Source organism: Streptomyces sp. NPDC028991 (genome assembly GCF_055564775.1).
This window is the reverse complement of the sequence record NZ_JBVHVP010000002.1, coordinates 724,423-740,147: the sequence shown is the minus strand read 5'-3', so window position 1 is coordinate 740,147 and position 15,725 is coordinate 724,423. Positions and strand designations below refer to the sequence as shown.

Genomic DNA, 15,725 nt, shown 5'->3' with positions numbered 1-15,725 from the left:
GACCGGAGTCGCCCAGTGGCCACTGGTACGGAACCTCCAGCCACCGAACCCCATCCCCGAGGCGGTGGCGTCCACACCCCGACGCGCGCCGCCATCCGCGCCCCGCACCTGCGCACCGACCGCTGGTGGCTGGCACCGGCCGCCACCGCCGCGGGCCTGCTGGCCTTCGTCGTCTACTCGACCTGGCGGGCCTTCGCCAACGCGGACTACTACGCGGCGCCGTACGTCTCGCCCTTCTACTCCCCCTGTCTGGCGGAGAACTGCGAGCCGATGCGCGGCGGCCCCAACTGGGAACTGTTCGGCGGCTGGTGGGGCATCTCCCCCGCGATCATCATCCTGATCTTCCCGCTCGGCTTCCGCCTGACCTGCTACTACTACCGCAAGGCCTACTACCGGGGGTTCTGGGCGTCCCCGCCGGCCTGCGCGGTGGCCGAGCCGCACAAGAAGTACACCGGCGAGACCCGCTTCCCGCTCATCCTGCAGAACATCCACCGGTACTTCTTCTACGCCGCGCTCCTGGTCGCGCTGATCCTCACCTACGACACCGTGCTCGCCTTCCGCGACGAGCACTACGCGTGGGGCCACATGGGCCTGGGCACCCTGGTGTTCCTCGTCAACATCGTGCTGATCTGGGCATACACCCTCTCCTGCCACTCCTGCCGGCACATCGTCGGCGGCAAGCTCAAGCACTTCTCCCGGCACCCCGTGCGCTACCGGATGTGGCAGTGGGTCGGCAGGCTCAACGCCCGGCACATGCTGCTCGCCTGGGCCTCACTGGTGAGCGTGGCGCTCGCCGACTTCTACGTGTATCTCGTCGCGTCCGGTGCCTTCGACGATCCGAGGTTGTTCTGATGTCCGTGGTCGACCGGCAGGAATGGGACGTCGTCGTGGTGGGCGCGGGCGGCGCCGGGCTGCGCGCCGCCATCGAGGCCCGCGAACGGGGCGCCCGTACCGCCGTGATCTGCAAGTCGCTGTTCGGCAAGGCGCACACCGTGATGGCCGAGGGCGGCATCGCGGCCGCCATGGGCAACGCCAACTCCGGCGACGACTGGCAGGTGCACTTCCGCGACACCATGCGCGGCGGCAAGTTCCTCAACCAGTGGCGGATGGCCGAGCTGCACGCCCAGGAGGCCCCGCAGCGGGTGTGGGAGCTGGAGACCTGGGGCGCGCTGTTCGACCGTACGAAGGACGGCCGGATCTCGCAGCGCAACTTCGGCGGCCACGAGTACCCGCGCCTCGCCCACGTCGGCGACCGCACGGGCCTGGAGCTGATCCGCACCCTCCAGCAGAAGATCGTCTCGCTCCAGCAGGAGGACTTCCGGGAGAGCGGCGACTACGAGTCCCGCCTGAAGGTCTTCCAGGAGTGCACGGTCACCCGCGTGCTCAAGGAGGGCGGCCAGGTATCGGGCGTCTTCGGCTACGAGCGGGAGTCGGGCCGCTTCTTCGTACTGGAGGCGCCCTCGGTGGTGATCGCCACGGGCGGCATCGGTAAGTCCTTCAAGGTGACGTCGAACTCGTGGGAGTACACGGGTGACGGCCACGCGCTGGCACTGCTGGCCGGGGCGCCGCTGCTGAACATGGAGTTCGTGCAGTTCCACCCGACCGGCATGGTCTGGCCGCCGTCCGTGAAGGGCATCCTGGTCACCGAGTCGGTGCGCGGCGACGGCGGGGTGCTCAGGAACTCCGACGGCAAGCGGTTCATGTTCGACTACGTCCCCGACGTCTTCAAGGACAAGTACGCGGTGACGGAGGAGGAGGCCGACCGCTGGTACGACGACCCGGACCACAACCGGCGGCCACCCGAGCTGCTCCCCCGGGACGAGGTCGCGCGCGCGATCAACTCCGAGGTCAAGGAGGGCCGGGGCTCCCCGCACGGCGGGGTCTTCCTCGACGTCTCCACGCGGATGCCCGCCGAGGTGATCCAGCGTCGGCTGCCCTCGATGTACCACCAGTTCAAGGAGCTGGCGGACGTCGACATCACGGCCGAGCCGATGGAGGTCGGGCCCACCTGCCACTACGTGATGGGCGGCATCGCCGTCGACTCCGACTCGGCCGCCGCACGCGGGGTGCCGGGGCTGTTCGCGGCCGGTGAGGTGGCCGGCGGCATGCACGGCTCCAACCGGCTCGGCGGCAACTCCCTGTCCGACCTGCTGGTCTTCGGGCGCCGGGCGGGCTGGCACGCCGCAGAGTACGCGGCCGGCCGGGCGTCCGCCGGGCGGCCCCGGGTGGACGACGACCAGGTCGACGCCGCCGCCGCGGAGGCGCTGCGGCCGTTCTCCGCCGAGGCCGAGGCACCCGAGGCGTCCGACGGCCCGCCGGAGAACCCGTACACCCTCCACCAGGAGCTCCAGCAGACGATGAACGACCTGGTCGGCATCATCCGCCGCGAGCCGGAGATGAAGCAGGCCCTGGAGAAGCTCGCGGAGCTGCGGGTACGGGCCCACCGGGCCGGAGTCGAGGGGCACCGGCAGTTCAACCCGGGCTGGCACCTCGCCCTGGACCTGCGCAACATGCTGCTGGTCAGCGAATGCGTGGCGCGGGCCGCGCTGGAGCGCACCGAGTCGCGCGGCGGGCACACCCGCGAGGACCATCCGTCGATGGACCGCCGGTGGCGCCCGGCCAACCTGGTGTGCTCCCTGGCCGACCCGAGTGGCGGCCTGGCGGCGGCGGACCCCGAGCGCGGCCAGATCACGCTGGAGCGGCGGACCACCGAGCCCGTCCGACCCGACCTGCTCGCCCTCTTCGAGAAGGACGAGCTGGTCAAGTACCTCGCCGAGGAGGAGCTGTCCGAATGAGCGGCTACGAGGCTCGCTTCAAGGTGTGGCGGGGAGACGTCGAGGGCGGCGGCCTCGAGGACTTCGAGGTCGAGGTGAACGAGGGCGAGGTGGTCCTCGACATCATCCACCGGCTCCAGGCCACGCAGGCCCCCGACCTCGCCGTGCGCTGGAACTGCAAGGCGGGCAAGTGCGGTTCGTGCTCGGCGGAGATCAACGGACGGCCGCGGCTGCTGTGCATGACCCGGATGTCCGTCTTCTCCCCCGAGGAGACGGTCACCGTCACGCCCCTGCGCGCCTTCCCGGTCATCCGCGACCTGGTGACGGACGTCGGCTTCAACTACACCAAGGCCCGCGAGGTCCCGTCCTTCGTCCCGCCCGCCGACCTGGGGCCCGGCGAGTACCGGATGATGCAGGAGGACGTCGACCGCTCGCAGGAGTTCCGCAAGTGCATCGAGTGCTTCCTGTGCCAGGACACCTGCCATGTGGTCCGTGACCACGAGGAGAACAAACCCGCCTTCGCGGGCCCGCGCTTCCTCATGCGCGTCGCCGAACTGGACATGCACCCGCTGGACGCGGCCGGCGACACCGGCCTGGACCGTGGGCGCACGGCCCAGGACGAACACGGCCTCGGCTACTGCAACATCACCAAGTGCTGCACGGAGGTCTGCCCCGAGGGCATCAAGATCACGGACAACGCGCTGATCCCGCTGAAGGAACGGGCCGTGGACCGCAAGTACGACCCGCTGGTGTGGCTGGGGTCGAAGATCAGGCGCCGGTCCTAGGGCGTCGAGCGCCCGCTCAGCGGACCCAGCCCTCGCGGTACTCGTCCCAGTTCTTCTCCGTCGCCGCGAAGTCGATGTACGGAGCGACCCCGAAGAGCTTCCGGTCCGCGTCCGTGCGGGACAGGCCCAGGCGGACGCCGCGTACGGCGGCGGCGACGGTCTCGGCGTGGCCCCAGTGGTCGAAGTTGCTCTCGTGGTAGAAGGGCAGGCCCATCAGCAGGTGGGTGGTGGGCGGCGTGACCTCCAGGGCCAGGGAGGTCTGCTGGGCCACGTAGCCGCCGTAGGTGCCCTCCAGCGGCTGCGCGGTGTCGTAGGTCATCACGGCGACCTGGTCGACGCGTCGGGCGACCTGGCCGAAGAACTCCTGCGACCACCACTTGGGGTTCTCGGTGAAGACGCCGAAGACGGAGTGGAGGGCCGGGAGCGGATCGATCTGGTGGGTGGCCACGGACAGCTGCGCGTCCCGGGCACGGGTGACGGCGCGCAGGTCGTCCAGGAGGGAGAGGTAGTCCCGGTCGCCGGAGTGCAGGGGCTCCAGGTCGAGGTGGACGCCGTCGTAGCCCGCGTCCAGGACCTGGCGGGCGGAGTCGACGACGGCGGCCCGGGTGCCGGCCTTCGCCAGGTGCATGCCCTCGGCGCCCTCGGTGACCAGGACGTCGCCGAGGAAGGCCTGGACACGGACGCCGGGCAGTTCCCGGTGCACGGCGTCGATCAGCCAGCGGGCCTTGGGGTAGCGGGCCTCGGGCAGGGTGCCGTCGTGTTCCAGCGGGCCGGTGTGGACGTACAGGTCGCGGATGCCGGTGGTCTCCACGCGGCCGGCGAAGGCGGCGAGGTCCGCGTCGCCCTTGCGGCCGTCGACCCAGGCGTGGCCGAGCCACATCGCGTCGCGGTTCCTGGTGTAGGTGCCGTCGGCGGGGTCGCCCATGTAGTTGACGCGCAGGGCCGTCTCGGCGGTGAGGAGGGGCACGAGCAGGACCAGGAGGACGGCGAGGGTGACGCGGCGCAGGCGGCGGAGCCGTCTTTTCCTCTTCGTGTTCCCGCTCGCACCGCCCGTGGGGCTCTCGTCGTCGGCGGCTGCCGGTTCGGTGGCCTTCGATTCCGTCTGCTCCACGGTGTTCCCTCCCTCTGGCCCGCCCCCGGTCGCGGTGGCCGGTTCACGCGCATACGCTCCGAACGTGTTGCCAGCGTGGACGACTCGAACCGGTGTTCCGGTTGCGGTCGGGAGCGCGGCGCGGTGATCTCCGCCGACCTGGTGCCGCCCCTGGTCACGGCCGCGACGGCGCTGCTGCTGGCCGGCTGCGGCCACCGGCGCCGCGTCCGGCGCGCCCGGACCCGCACGACACCGGGCCGGGTCAGAACAGGCTCAGCAGGGCCTCCGCCGGGTCCGTGAGCTGGGTGTCGGCGCCCGGGAGGGGCAGTTCGAACCACACCGTCTTGCCACGCGGCGTGCGGCGTGAGCCCCAGGCGGCGCTGAGCAGTCCGACCAGTTGCAGGCCGCGCCCGCCCTCATCGGTGTCGCGGGCGCGGCGTCGGCGGGGCTGGACCAGGCCGGAGTCCCAGACCTCGCAGACCAGGGTGCGGTCGAGGAGGAGGCGGAGTCTGATCTCGCCCTCGCCGTACCTCAGGGCGTTGGTGACCAGTTCGCTGACGAGCAGCTCCGTCGTGTCGACCAGCGTCTCCATGTCCCAGTCGAGCAGCTGGGCGCGGGCCAGCTCGCGCGCCCGGCCGACGCTGCGCGGCTCGCGCGGCAGGGTCCAGTCGCCGACGGACTCGCTGGGCAGGCCCTGGACGCGGGCCATCAGCAGCGCGATGTCGTCCTCGCCGTGGTGGCTGTCGAGGGTGTTGAGGACCTGGTCGCAGACGTCTTCCAGGGGACGGGTGGGGTCCGTGAGCGCGCCGACGAAGGCCTGGAGGCCCTCGTCGAGGGGGTGGTCGCGGCTTTCGACCAGTCCGTCCGTGTAGAGGGCGAGCAGGGACCCCTCTGGCAGTTCCACCTCCACCTCCTCGAAGGGCTCGCCTCCGACGCCGAGCGGCAGGCCCGGGGGGACGTCCAGCATCAGCGCGGACTCGCCGGGCTCGACCAGCACGGGCGGCAGGTGGCCCGCGTTGGCGAAGGTGCAGCGCCTGGTGACCGAGTCGTAGACGGCGTAGACGCAGGTCGCCAGGTAGACCTCGGACAGGTCGGCCTCGCGGGGGCGGCGGGCGGCCCGGGTCGCCTGCTGGACACCCCCGGGGGCTCCGAGGCCGCGCGCGATCTCGTCCAGCTGGGAGAGCACCTCGGCCGGTTCGATGTCGAGCTGGGCCAGCGTGCGTACGGCGGTGCGGAGTTCACCCATGGCGACGGCGGCGCGCAGGCCGCGTCCCATGACGTCGCCGACGACCAACGCGGTGCGGTGTCCGGGTAGTTCGATCACGTCGAACCAGTCGCCGCCGACCTCGCTGGAGCGGCCGGTGGCCGCGTTGCCGGGCAGGTAGCGGCAGGCGATGTCGAGGCCGGACGCCTCGGGGTCGCCGGGCGGGAGCAGGGAGCGTTGCAGGATCAGCGCGCGCTCGTGCTCACGCCGGTAGAGGCGGGCGTTGTCGATGCAGACGGCGGCCCGCGCGGCCAGCTCCACGGCGAGGTCGCGGTCGCGGTCCCCGAACGGCTCGCTGCCCTTGGCCCGGGCGAACTGCACGAGTCCCACGACCGTGTCGTGGGCGACCATCGGCACGGCCAGCGTGGACTGCACCAGGCCGCCGTCCTCGGCGGGGACGGCGCGCGGGCGGGCGGTGCGCAGGGCGTCCGCGCAGGGCGAGTTGAACGGGTAGTGGTGGACGGCGCCGAGCTGGACCCGCTCGCCGGTGCCGTGGAACGGCACGTCGGAGACCGCGCTGGAGAAGGCCACGCGGCGCAGCTCCGCGCTGCCGTCGGCGAGGCCGGGCGGGGTCTCGTCTCCCACCAGCAGGCCCTGGTAGAGGTCGACGGTGGCCAGGTCGCAGAAGCCGGGGACGACGACGTGGAGGAGTTCGCGGGCGGTGGTCTCCAGGTCCAGGGAGTTGCCGATGCGTGCGCCCGCCTCGTTGAGGAGGGCGAGGTTGCGCCGGGCGGCGGCGGCCTCGCGGGCGGCCTCGCGGCGGGCGGTGATGTCGGTTCCGAGCCAGGCCACGCCGATGGGCCGGCCGGAACCGCTGTGCACGCGGTAGAGGTTGACGGACCAGTGGCGGCGTTCCTCCGTGCCCGGCACGAAGCCGGTGACGTGCATGTCGGTGATGGAGTCCCCGGTCTCCAGCACCCGGCGCAGGGTCGCCGAGACCCGGTCGCTTTCGGCGCGCGGCAGGTAGTCGTGGACGCCCTTGCCGCGGTGGTCGTCGGGCGTGCCGCCGAAGACGGAGGCGAACCGCTCGTTGGCGCGGCGCACCCTGAGGTCGGGGTCGATCAGCAGGAAGCCGAACGGAGACTGGCCGAATATGGCCTGCGAGGCGGCGAGGTCGGTCTCGATGGTGCGCAGGACGCGGACGTCGACCACGATGCAGACGGCGGCCTTCTCACCGTCCTCCGTCCGCGTCGGCATGACGTACACCTCGGCGAGCCCGCGCTGTCCGGGCCGGCGGTGCCCCGCATCGGCGCCGTCGTCCGGCACCCGGAAGGGGACCACGCCGGTCCACTCCCGGCCGTCCAGGATCTCGGCCATCTTGCGCTGGCCCCGCTCCCGCAGGTCGGGGTCGATGAAGGCCTCGATGGGGTCGGTGCCCACGGCTTGCCCGGCCCGGATGCCGAGCAGTTGCTCCGCGCGCAGGCTCCACTGGTCGACGAGCCCGTCGGGGCCGATGGAGAAGGACGCGACCTTCACGTAGTCGTAGATGGAGCCGGGCGGGCTGCTCTGCCACACCGCGTCACCGAACGGCGCGCCGTCCGACGGGCCCTCGGACTCCGTGGCCCTCGCTGGTATCTCGCTCACGCGAACCGTCCCCTCCAGCTCACCGCGTCCGGCACCGGTCACCGGGGGCGGCTGCCCGCAGTATCCAGCACTACGGCGCCGCACAACACGGTGTTCACGATCACAGCACGGTCCCGATGCTTTTCGGTCCGGACCGTGACAACACTTCCAGTCTTCTAACCAGCGGACACGACATCGAATCACGCAGTTCGACAACTGCCACTGGCCTGAACCAGTCGGCCGTCGGGACCAGGGCCGGTGCCGGGGCGTTCCGGGGCGGCGAGGGACGTACCGAAAGGAGTCAAGTACGCCCGGAAATCGTTGTGTCACCCGGTCATCGCGGCACCGCGAGTTCGAACCACACGGTCTTGCCCACCTCTCCGGGCCGGGTTCCCCAGCGGCGGGCGGAGGAGGCCACCAGTTGCAGCCCCCGGCCGTCCTCGTCCCCGGGGCGGGCGACCCGCTCGCGGGGCGGGTCCGGAAGCGGATCGGAGACCTCGACGAGCAGCACGCCGTCCGGTCCGGCGGGATGGCGTACCAGGCGGACGCCGATGGGGCCGGTGGCGTGCCGCAGGGCGTTGGTGACCAGCTCGCTCACCAGCAGGGCGGCGACGTCGCAGACGCTGTCGAGGTCCCACCCGTGCAGGGTGCGGCGGACGAGGGAGCGGGCGGTCCGCACGGCGTCCGGCGCCGCGGGAAAGACCCACTCGGCACAGCCGTCTTCGCTGTCGATCACGCCGATCACTTCCCCGGCCGGCGACCCCCACCCATGTCCGCTTTCGTGGGGTTAATGGGCACATACCCGATATTCGGGTGCCGGTACCGCCCGGAAGGGCGCACTGTGGCATCGACGGCGTACGGGGCGCTCGCTCCGGAGCTCTCACACGCCCCGCGCGTCCGCCGCCGGCCCCAGGTACGCGAGCACCGCCTGGACGGCCGGCACGTCCTGGTCGAGCCAGGGCACGTCCCAGATCTCGGCGGGGCCGAGCCAGCGCAGGGCGTCGTGGTCCTCGAGGGGTTCGGGGGAGGCGGAGCCGGGGAGCAGGCGGGCTGTCCACACCTGGAGGACGAGCGGCGGACGCAGGGGCCACTGCCCCGGGACCCGCTCACCGGGCTCGGCCGTCACGCCCAGTTCCTCGCGCAGTTCGCGCACGAGGGCCGCCTCGGGCTCCTCGCCCGCCTCCACCTTGCCGCCGGGCAGCTCCCACCGTCCGGCCAGCTCGGCCGGTGCGCTGCGGCGCGCGGCGAGCAGCCGGCCACCGTCGACGAGGGCGGCACCCACCACGATCCGTTCCGTCATGCGCCGGAGCCTACGGCCTGTCCCGCCGACGCGGTCAGTCCGCCGTGCCCGTGCCGTTCGGGCCGAGCCTCTCGACCCAGTAGAGCTGCTGGTGGCCGCGACCGTCGAGGGTGTCCGCGATCCTCTGGGCCTCGGCCCGGGTCGCGTACCTGCCCACGCGGTAGCGATTGCCGTTGTCGTCCCGCCGGAAGACCAGCCAGGGAAGAGTGACCGTGCCGTCGTTCATCGCGCCCCTCCACTTCCCGCCCGCGGCCCGCGCCGCGCCCCGCCCGCCAAGGAAACCGCAATCCGCATATGCCGGAGCCTACGCCCAACCTTCACGCAGCGAATACGGCTTTGCACAAAGAGGTACGCAACCAGCCAGAACGCAGGGGGCGCACGATGTGAAACGCGCCGTCCGCGCACTCAAGTGCTTCCGGTCGGAGGCATGCCCGAAGCCCCGGGGACGACCTGCGGGAACGACCGGAATCCGGTGTCGAGCGGACCACGGCACGAGGTACGGCGACCGGCGCCGGCAACGAAAAGGGGGCGCGGGAGGCGCACGAGAGGCGTGCGCCATCTCACACCACCGGCGACGCGCGAACTCCCCCGGCGGCGCCGCTACTTGACGGGCAGGTGGTACGCCACGCGGTAGCGGTCGGCGGGAACGACCACGTCGGCCGTCTCGACCGCCCGGCCCGAGGCGTAGAACGTGCGCTGGATGACCAGGACCACGTGCCCCGGGACCCCTCCGAGCGCGAGCAACTCCTCGGCGAGGCCGGGGCGGGCGCCGACCTCCTCGGTGACGTTGTCGACGACGACGTCGATCGCGGCCATCCGCTCGACGACGCCCATGCCGCCGAGCGGCCCCTCCTCGGGCAGCATCACCGGCGTACGGCCGGTGAGGTCCAGCGGCTCCCAGGAGGTGGAGAGCATCATGGCCTCGCCGCCGTCCCGGAAGGCGTACCGCGTGCACATCACCCGGTCCCCGGGCTTGATCCCGAGCCGCTCGGCGACGGCGCCGCTCGCCTCGGCCTGCTCGCTGCGCGACTCCCAGGTGCCGCGCGTCATGCCTTCGGCCTGCTCCTGCCGGAAGGGCGTGGCGCCACCGGCCGGCCGGTACCCGGAGCGGGCGATGCGCCGGGGCACGGGCCGCTCGCGCACATACGTCCCGGATCCGGAGCGGCCCTCGACCAGCCCCTCGGCCATCAGCACCTTGCGCGCCTCCAGGGCGACGGTGTCCGAGACGCCGTACTCCTCACGGATCCGCGCCTGGGACGGGAGGCGGGTGTGGGGCGGCAGCAGGCCGTCGGCGATCTTCTTGCGGAGATCACCCGCGACACGCAGATACGCCGGCTGCTCACCGAATGTCACTGGCCGCTCCCATCGGGTTGTACAGACAGCAACAGCGTGGCAACCGTAGGTTCCGCCAGGCAAGCAAAGGCCAGAGAATCACTCGAAGTGATGACTTATCCCCACGGAGGGCTTTACGCAGGCACTTTCTCCCCGCTATAGGAGCCGTCACACCTCCTTGCCGGGGCTCTCTCCCCCTCCGTCACCGCCCTCCTCGTACACCGGCGGTGTGGAGTCGAGCCCCAGAGCCTTGCGGGCGGTGACCGTCGTGTCGGCCTCGATGAGCGCGAAGCCCTTGTCGAGGTGCGCGTAGTACGTGTCGACGTCGGTGGCCTTCGCCGCCAGTCCCCACTCCTCCTGCGCCGTCTCCAGGTCCTCGACCAGGTCGGCGACCGGCCGCTCGGCGCCGGCGGACCAGCTGTGCCCGCGCAGCGTCCCGGTCTCCCGGACGAGCGCCTCCGACATCTGCCCCGCCCAGACCTGGTACCCGGCGAGGTCCTCCTCGACGGTCTCCGCCACGGGCATCTCGTCCGTGGCCCGGTTGAGGTAGCCCTCCGCCACCAGGTACGTGTGCTGGTGCGAGTCGAGGCTCGTCCCGTCGTTGCGCAGCGAGCCGGTCAGCGTCCCCCGCTCGTCCGTGTTCCCGAACAGACAGGTGATCTCCCGGTCACCCGTGCGCCAGCTCTGCGCGGTCGGGGTCAGGTAGTACACGTCGACGTCGGCCGGCAGCGCCCACCGGTCCATGGCGTACGCGTCCTGGAGGCCGTAGCACCGCTCGTCGGCGGCCCGGGTGATCTCCGCGTCGCCGGGGAAGGCACCGCCCGGCAGCTCGAAGGCGGCGAACACCTCGCCGTCGTGCTCCTCCTGGCAGGGCACCTGTTCGACGTCGTAGGTCACCCCCCGCAGGGATCCGCTGGGTGTGGTGAAGCACTGGCCCTTCTCGAGCGCGTAGGCGGTTCCCTCGCCCCGCGCGGCGTCCCGGAAGCCGTCCCAGAGGCCGGCGGCGGCGCCCGTGGAGAGCGACAGCACCCACAGGGCCAGCCCCACGGAGGACAGCACGGAACCGGCCACGGCGAACCCCTTGCCCCGCTCGCCCGTCCTCCGGATCCGGGCCAGCGCGATCAGCCCCAGCACGAGCCCGACGGCCGGTACGAAGCAGAGGACACCGAGGACGAAGGCGGCGATGGCCACACCGTTGACGGGAGGCTGCCGGGGGAAGGCCCCGTAGGGCCCGCCCCAGCCGCCCGGGTACGGCTGCCTCGGCGGATACGGCCCCTGCGGCGGATACGGCACCTGTGCGTACCCGCCCTGCGGGTACGGTCCCCGCAGGTGCTGCCCCTGGTCGTGCGGCTCTTGGGGACCGGGCGGCGGTATGGACACGTGTGCCGTGCTCCTGTTCGGGGCGGTGACGCCAAGGCGCCGCGGGGCTGGACCGGCCGGCCCGACGGACGGCCGGTCGATGACTGAGCGCATGTTAAGCGCGCGGCAGGCGGGGGCGGTACGCGGGTCGCGAACGCGGCGATCCGGGCGGCGAACGGCCGCACCAGCACACGCGCCTCGCCCTCGCGGCGGGCCGGGTCACCGACCCGGAGCCGCACCGCGAGGGCGAGGTCCTTCACTGAGCCGCTGTCAGGAGCGGTCCGTCAGAACTGCAGGGCCCAGGCGTCGATCCGCCCGGTGTCCCAGGACGCGTTGTCGCTGACCCGCAGCTTCCACGTGCCGTTCGCGGTCTCCGAGGAGGCGTTCACGGTGTACGTGGTGTTGATGTCGTTCGCGCTGCCGCCGGTGCCGTACGACTTCAGCGTGTACGCCGTGCCGTCCGGGGCGACCAGCTGGACCTGGAGGTCGCCGATGTAGCTGTGGACGATGTTCACCTCGACCGCCAGGGACGAGGGCGCGTTGCCCGACACTCCGGCGACGGTCACCGGGGACTCGACGGTGGCGTTGTCCCGGATGGTGTAGTCGCCGGTGTTCTCGAAGCGGTCACCGGTCGGCGGGGGCGTGGTGCCGCCGTCGCCGACGTTCAGCAGCCGGTTGGGCGAGCCGCTGCCGGGGTTGGAGACGACGCCGCCGGTGGCGGCGGACGTCAGCGCGGAGGCGACCTGCGCGGGTGTGGACGAGGGGTTGTCGGCCAGGTAGAGCACGGCGGCCCCGGCGACGTGCGGACTCGCCATCGACGTACCGGAGATGGTGTTGGTGGCCGAGTCGCCGCTGTTCCAGGCCGAGGTGATGGACGAACCGGGGGCGAACAGGTCCAGGACCGAGCCGTAGTTGGAGTAGCTCGCGCGGGAGTCGCTCGACGTGGTGGCGCCGACCGTTATCGCCTCGGTCACCCGGGCGGGGGACTTGGTGGAGGCGTTGGTGGACTCGTTGCCGGCCGCCACGGCGAAGGTGATCCCGGAGGCGATGGCGTTGCGGACGGCCGTGTCCAGGGCACTGTCGGCGCCGCCGCCCAGCGACATGTTGGCGACGGCCGGCTTCACCGCGTTGCGGGCGACCCAGTCGATGCCGGCGACGACCTGCGCGGTGGTGCCGGACCCGGAGTTGTTCAGCACCCGGACGCCGACGACCTTCGCCTGCTTGGCGACGCCGTACGCGCCGCCCGCGACGGTGCCGGCGACGTGGGTGCCGTGGCCGTGGCCGTCCTGGGCGGTGTTGTCGTTGTCGATGGCGTCGTAGCCGTAGGAGGCGCGGCCGCCGAAGTCGTTGTGGGTGATGCGGACGCCGGTGTCGATGACGTACGCGGTCACGCCCCGTCCGGCGCTGTCCGGGTAGGTGTACGAGCTGTCCAGCGGGCGGTTCTGCTGGTCGATGCGGTCCAGGCCCCACGAGGGCGGGTTGGGCTGGGTGCCGGTGACGTGGAAGGTGCGGTCCTGGACGACGGAGGCGACGGCCGGGTCGGCGGCGAGACGTTTCGCCTCGGTCTCGGAGGCCTCGACCGCGTAGCCGTTCAGGGCCTTGGTGTACGTGCGCTCGATGTCGGCGCCGTGGCGCTTGGCGACGGCGCGGCCCTCGGCCGAACCGGCCTTCGCCTCGTCCGCCTTCAGGGTCACGATGTAGCTTCCGGCGACCGCGTTCGCCGCGCCCTCGTACTGGATGTGGCCCTCCGCGGCGGTGGCGGGGAGCGCGGAGACGAGGCTCGCGGCGAGGGCCGCGGTGGCCGCGGCGCTGACGGCGGCCAGTCTTCGCCGGGTGGTGCCGTGGGGGTGCTGACGCAGCACTGCCATGTGAGGGGTCCTCCTCAGTCGGTGGTGCGTGGTGGGGTTCGTGCACGCCGAGCAGGCCGCTCCGGCCACGACCATCGGGTCATGGTCATGTCAATCCGGAGCGACTTTTGGTGCGTCAGCCGAAAGATTGAGGCTTCCAGAGGAATTACACAAGGGCCTTGCACGGATGTGCGGGCCCCCGCGTCGTTTGAGCGACCCGCTTCCAGACCCGCTTCCCGACTCGCTTCCTGACCCGTCGTTCAGTCGTCCGCCGGGGTGGCCGGCCCCGCGCGTGCCCTACGAGACCGGCGGGGAGCCGGTGCGCACGTGCGCACGAACCCCTTGGAGGCCGAACAGGACGAGCAGTTCGACCGCGCCGCCGTCGGCGCTGCCCAGCCAGTGCGGCAGGGACGTGTCGAACTCGGCGGCCTCGCCGGGCGTCAGCGTCAGGTCGCGCTCGCCGAGCACCAGCCGGAGCCGGCCGCCCAGCACGTACAGCCATTCGAAGCCCTCGTGCGTCTGCGGGGTCGGCTCGAGGGGGCGTGGCCGGCTCGGGATGATCATTTTGAAGGCCTGGGTCCCGCCCGGCCGCCGGGACAGCGGCACGAAGACCATCCCGAACCGCCGGATCGGCTTCAGGTGGATACGGGGGTCGCCCGTGCGCGGGGCACCGACGAGGTCGTCCAGCGGAACGTCGTAGATGCGGGCGAGCGGCAGCAGCAGCTCCAGGGTCGCCCGGCGCTGCCCGCTCTCCAGCCGGGACAGCGTGCTCTCCGACACTCCGGTGGCCGCCGAGAGATCGGCGAGGGTGATGCCGCGATCGCGCCGCAGCGCACGCAGCCGGGGCCCCACCGCGCCGAGCACGTCTTCCGTTCCGCCGTCCATCGGCCCACCTTGCCACAACGGCAAGATTCCGTGCCGGTTCACGAGCCCCTGACGAGACTGACCGCACCGCTGCGGACAAGAGCTGCGGACGAGACAAGCCCACGTACAAGACAGGTCAGTCCCACGGACGAGACAGGCCCCACGGACGAGACAGGTCCCACGGACGAGAGCAGGTCCCACGGACGAGACCTGCAGACGATCCCGGCAGACAAGCCGGGCAGACAGAGGGGAGTTCCGATGAGTGCCACCGATGCGGTCACGTTCTGGGACGGTGTCTACGGCGGCCGGCCGCCGGCCACCGACCCGCGGCCGAACGTCCGTCTCGTCGAGACGGTCACGGGCCTGCCGCCCGGGGACGTGCTGGACCTCGGATGCGGCGACGGCGGCGACTCGCTGTGGCTCGCCCGCCGGGGATGGCGGGTCACCGCCGTCGACATCTCGGCCGTGGCGGCCGACCGGCTCACCGGCCACGCCCGCTCGCTCGGGCTCGCCGACCTGGTCACCGCCGGGCAGCACGACCTACGCGGCTCCTTCCCCGAGGGCCGGTTCGACCTGGTCTCCGTCCACTACCTCCACACCCCCTTCGACCTGGACCGGGCGGCGGTCCTGCGCAAGGCCGCGCATGCGCTGCGCCCGGGAGGGCGGCTGCTGGTCGTCGACCACGGCTCCACCGCGCCGTGGTCGTGGAACCGGGATGCCGACGTCCGCTACCCGACCCCGCAGGAGGTCGCGGCGGGCATCGGCCTGGACCCGGCGACGTGGACGGTCGAGCGGGCCGACGCCCCCCGCCGGACGGCGACCGGCCCGGACGGGCGCACCGCCGAGCTCGTCGACCACGTCCTGCTCGTCCGCCGCGGCGCCTGACCGAACGGCCCGAGAGCCGCCCCCGAAGAAGGAGGCCACCATGCCCACCGGATCCCGCCGCAGGGACACCCCTCCGCCCCGGACCGGAAGCAGCGAGGCCGACGTGCCGCGCGGTTTCCTCGACTACCTCCGGACCTCGGTGGCCGCGAAGGTCGACGGCGCCCCCGAGCCGCAGGTCCGAACGGCCCAAGTCCCCTCGGGCACGAACCTGCTCGGCCTGCTGAACCACCTCGCCTGCGTCGAACGCGCGATCTTCCTGGGCGAGAAGGTCACCGACTGGCGGGCGACGTTCCGTGCCGCGCCGGAGGACGGCGTGGGCGACGTCGTCGCCCGCTACCGGGAGGCCGTCGGGCGTGCGAACGCCGTCCTCGACGACTGCGCCGACCTCGGCGGGCCGGTCCCCCGGCCGGACCCGGGGCACCCCGCGCCGAGTGTCCGCTGGGCCCTCACCCACATGATCGAGGAGACCGGCCGCCACGCCGGCCACGCGGACATCCTCCGCGAACTGATCGACGGCGCGACAGGGCGCTGAATCCGGAAGGGGGTGGGGGTGGGGGTGCCCCTTCCACTTCTACGTCCGACGCCGAAGCGGGCGGCAACCGGGGCCGGTTGACGTGCGGGCCCCCGAGAGCATCGGGCCGTCCGCCCGGTGCGCACCGCGG

13 protein-coding genes and 1 pseudogene are annotated in these 15,725 nt (G+C 72.3%); 5 read left to right on the top strand and 9 right to left on the bottom strand.

Annotated elements, in window-relative coordinates; all coding sequences use genetic code 11:
- The first annotated feature begins 15 nt into the window (after positions 1 to 15).
- The 3 genes from ACZ4V1_RS07485 to ACZ4V1_RS07475 are packed head-to-tail and all read left to right on the top strand — an operon-like array spanning position 16 to position 3,559.
- Complete coding sequence (locus tag ACZ4V1_RS07485) at positions 16 to 852, top strand: hypothetical protein (protein WP_468330729.1); 837 nt, start codon at positions 16 to 18, stop codon at positions 850 to 852.
- The gene (locus ACZ4V1_RS07480) at positions 852 to 2,795 is read left to right on the top strand and encodes a fumarate reductase/succinate dehydrogenase flavoprotein subunit (RefSeq protein ID WP_468330726.1); all 1,944 of its coding nucleotides are present in this window, start codon (positions 852 to 854) and stop codon (positions 2,793 to 2,795) included. The genes ACZ4V1_RS07485 and ACZ4V1_RS07480 overlap by 1 nt, the downstream gene beginning before the upstream one ends.
- A complete protein-coding gene (locus ACZ4V1_RS07475) occupies positions 2,792 to 3,559 on the top strand; it encodes a succinate dehydrogenase/fumarate reductase iron-sulfur subunit (protein WP_468330723.1) in 768 nt (255 codons plus the stop codon). The genes ACZ4V1_RS07480 and ACZ4V1_RS07475 overlap by 4 nt, the downstream gene beginning before the upstream one ends.
- A 16-nt stretch (positions 3,560 to 3,575) precedes the next feature.
- Here the strand turns inward: ACZ4V1_RS07475 and ACZ4V1_RS07470 are convergent, their stop codons facing one another.
- The 9 genes and pseudogenes from ACZ4V1_RS07470 to ACZ4V1_RS07430 all read right to left on the bottom strand — a co-directional run bounded on the left by ACZ4V1_RS07470 (position 3,576) and on the right by ACZ4V1_RS07430 (position 14,199).
- Entirely contained in the window at positions 3,576 to 4,670 is a 1,095-nt protein-coding gene (locus tag ACZ4V1_RS07470; RefSeq protein ID WP_468330720.1) for a glycoside hydrolase family 18 protein, read from the bottom strand.
- A 241-nt stretch (positions 4,671 to 4,911) separates the two neighbouring features.
- On the bottom strand, positions 4,912 to 7,497 hold the full coding sequence (locus tag ACZ4V1_RS07465; RefSeq protein ID WP_468330717.1) for a SpoIIE family protein phosphatase: 2,586 nt from the start codon (positions 7,495 to 7,497) through the stop codon (positions 4,912 to 4,914).
- A gap of 313 nt (positions 7,498 to 7,810) precedes the next feature.
- The gene (locus ACZ4V1_RS07460; protein ID WP_468330714.1) at positions 7,811 to 8,221 is read right to left on the bottom strand and encodes an ATP-binding protein; all 411 of its coding nucleotides are present in this window, start codon (positions 8,219 to 8,221) and stop codon (positions 7,811 to 7,813) included.
- 135 nt (positions 8,222 to 8,356) lie between these two features.
- Positions 8,357 to 8,776, bottom strand: coding sequence for a (deoxy)nucleoside triphosphate pyrophosphohydrolase (locus tag ACZ4V1_RS07455; RefSeq protein ID WP_468330711.1), 420 nt, complete (start codon positions 8,774 to 8,776; stop codon positions 8,357 to 8,359).
- A gap of 34 nt (positions 8,777 to 8,810) precedes the next feature.
- Positions 8,811 to 9,047 (bottom strand): annotated as a pseudogene (locus ACZ4V1_RS07450) (hypothetical protein); the annotation flags it as partial.
- Positions 9,048 to 9,376: 329 nt separating this feature from the next.
- Complete coding sequence (locus ACZ4V1_RS07445) at positions 9,377 to 10,129, bottom strand: GntR family transcriptional regulator (protein ID WP_468330708.1); 753 nt, start codon at positions 10,127 to 10,129, stop codon at positions 9,377 to 9,379.
- A gap of 147 nt (positions 10,130 to 10,276) precedes the next feature.
- Positions 10,277 to 11,488, bottom strand: coding sequence for a DUF4190 domain-containing protein (locus tag ACZ4V1_RS07440; protein WP_468330705.1), 1,212 nt, complete (start codon positions 11,486 to 11,488; stop codon positions 10,277 to 10,279).
- A gap of 263 nt (positions 11,489 to 11,751) precedes the next feature.
- The gene (locus ACZ4V1_RS07435; protein ID WP_468330702.1) at positions 11,752 to 13,335 is read right to left on the bottom strand and encodes a S8 family peptidase; all 1,584 of its coding nucleotides are present in this window, start codon (positions 13,333 to 13,335) and stop codon (positions 11,752 to 11,754) included.
- 276 nt (positions 13,336 to 13,611) lie between these two features.
- Complete coding sequence (locus tag ACZ4V1_RS07430) at positions 13,612 to 14,199, bottom strand: helix-turn-helix domain-containing protein (protein WP_468330699.1); 588 nt, start codon at positions 14,197 to 14,199, stop codon at positions 13,612 to 13,614.
- A 237-nt stretch (positions 14,200 to 14,436) separates the two neighbouring features.
- On the opposite strand from ACZ4V1_RS07430, the gene ACZ4V1_RS07425 reads away from it, so the two are divergent.
- Complete coding sequence (locus ACZ4V1_RS07425; protein WP_468330696.1) at positions 14,437 to 15,063, top strand: SAM-dependent methyltransferase; 627 nt, start codon at positions 14,437 to 14,439, stop codon at positions 15,061 to 15,063.
- 40 nt (positions 15,064 to 15,103) lie between these two features.
- Positions 15,104 to 15,595: a DinB family protein gene (locus tag ACZ4V1_RS07420; RefSeq protein WP_468330693.1), complete on the top strand. Its 492-nt coding sequence runs from the start codon at positions 15,104 to 15,106 to the stop codon at positions 15,593 to 15,595.
- The last annotated feature ends 130 nt before the right edge of the window (positions 15,596 to 15,725 follow it).

What these genes read in the sequence shown, in the direction of transcription:
- ACZ4V1_RS07480 (WP_468330726.1), top strand. Translation starts at nt 852, where the DNA reads ATGTCCGTGGTCGACCGGCAGGAATGGGACGTCGTCGTGGTGGGCGCG.
- ACZ4V1_RS07475 (WP_468330723.1), top strand. Translation starts at nt 2,792, where the DNA reads ATGAGCGGCTACGAGGCTCGCTTCAAGGTGTGGCGGGGAGACGTCGAG.
- ACZ4V1_RS07455 (WP_468330711.1), bottom strand. Translation starts at nt 8,776, where the DNA reads ATGACGGAACGGATCGTGGTGGGTGCCGCCCTCGTCGACGGTGGCCGG.
- ACZ4V1_RS07435 (WP_468330702.1), bottom strand. Translation starts at nt 13,335, where the DNA reads ATGGCAGTGCTGCGTCAGCACCCCCACGGCACCACCCGGCGAAGACTG.
- ACZ4V1_RS07430 (WP_468330699.1), bottom strand. Translation starts at nt 14,199, where the DNA reads ATGGACGGCGGAACGGAAGACGTGCTCGGCGCGGTGGGGCCCCGGCTG.
- ACZ4V1_RS07425 (WP_468330696.1), top strand. Translation starts at nt 14,437, where the DNA reads ATGAGTGCCACCGATGCGGTCACGTTCTGGGACGGTGTCTACGGCGGC.
- ACZ4V1_RS07420 (WP_468330693.1), top strand. Translation starts at nt 15,104, where the DNA reads ATGCCCACCGGATCCCGCCGCAGGGACACCCCTCCGCCCCGGACCGGA.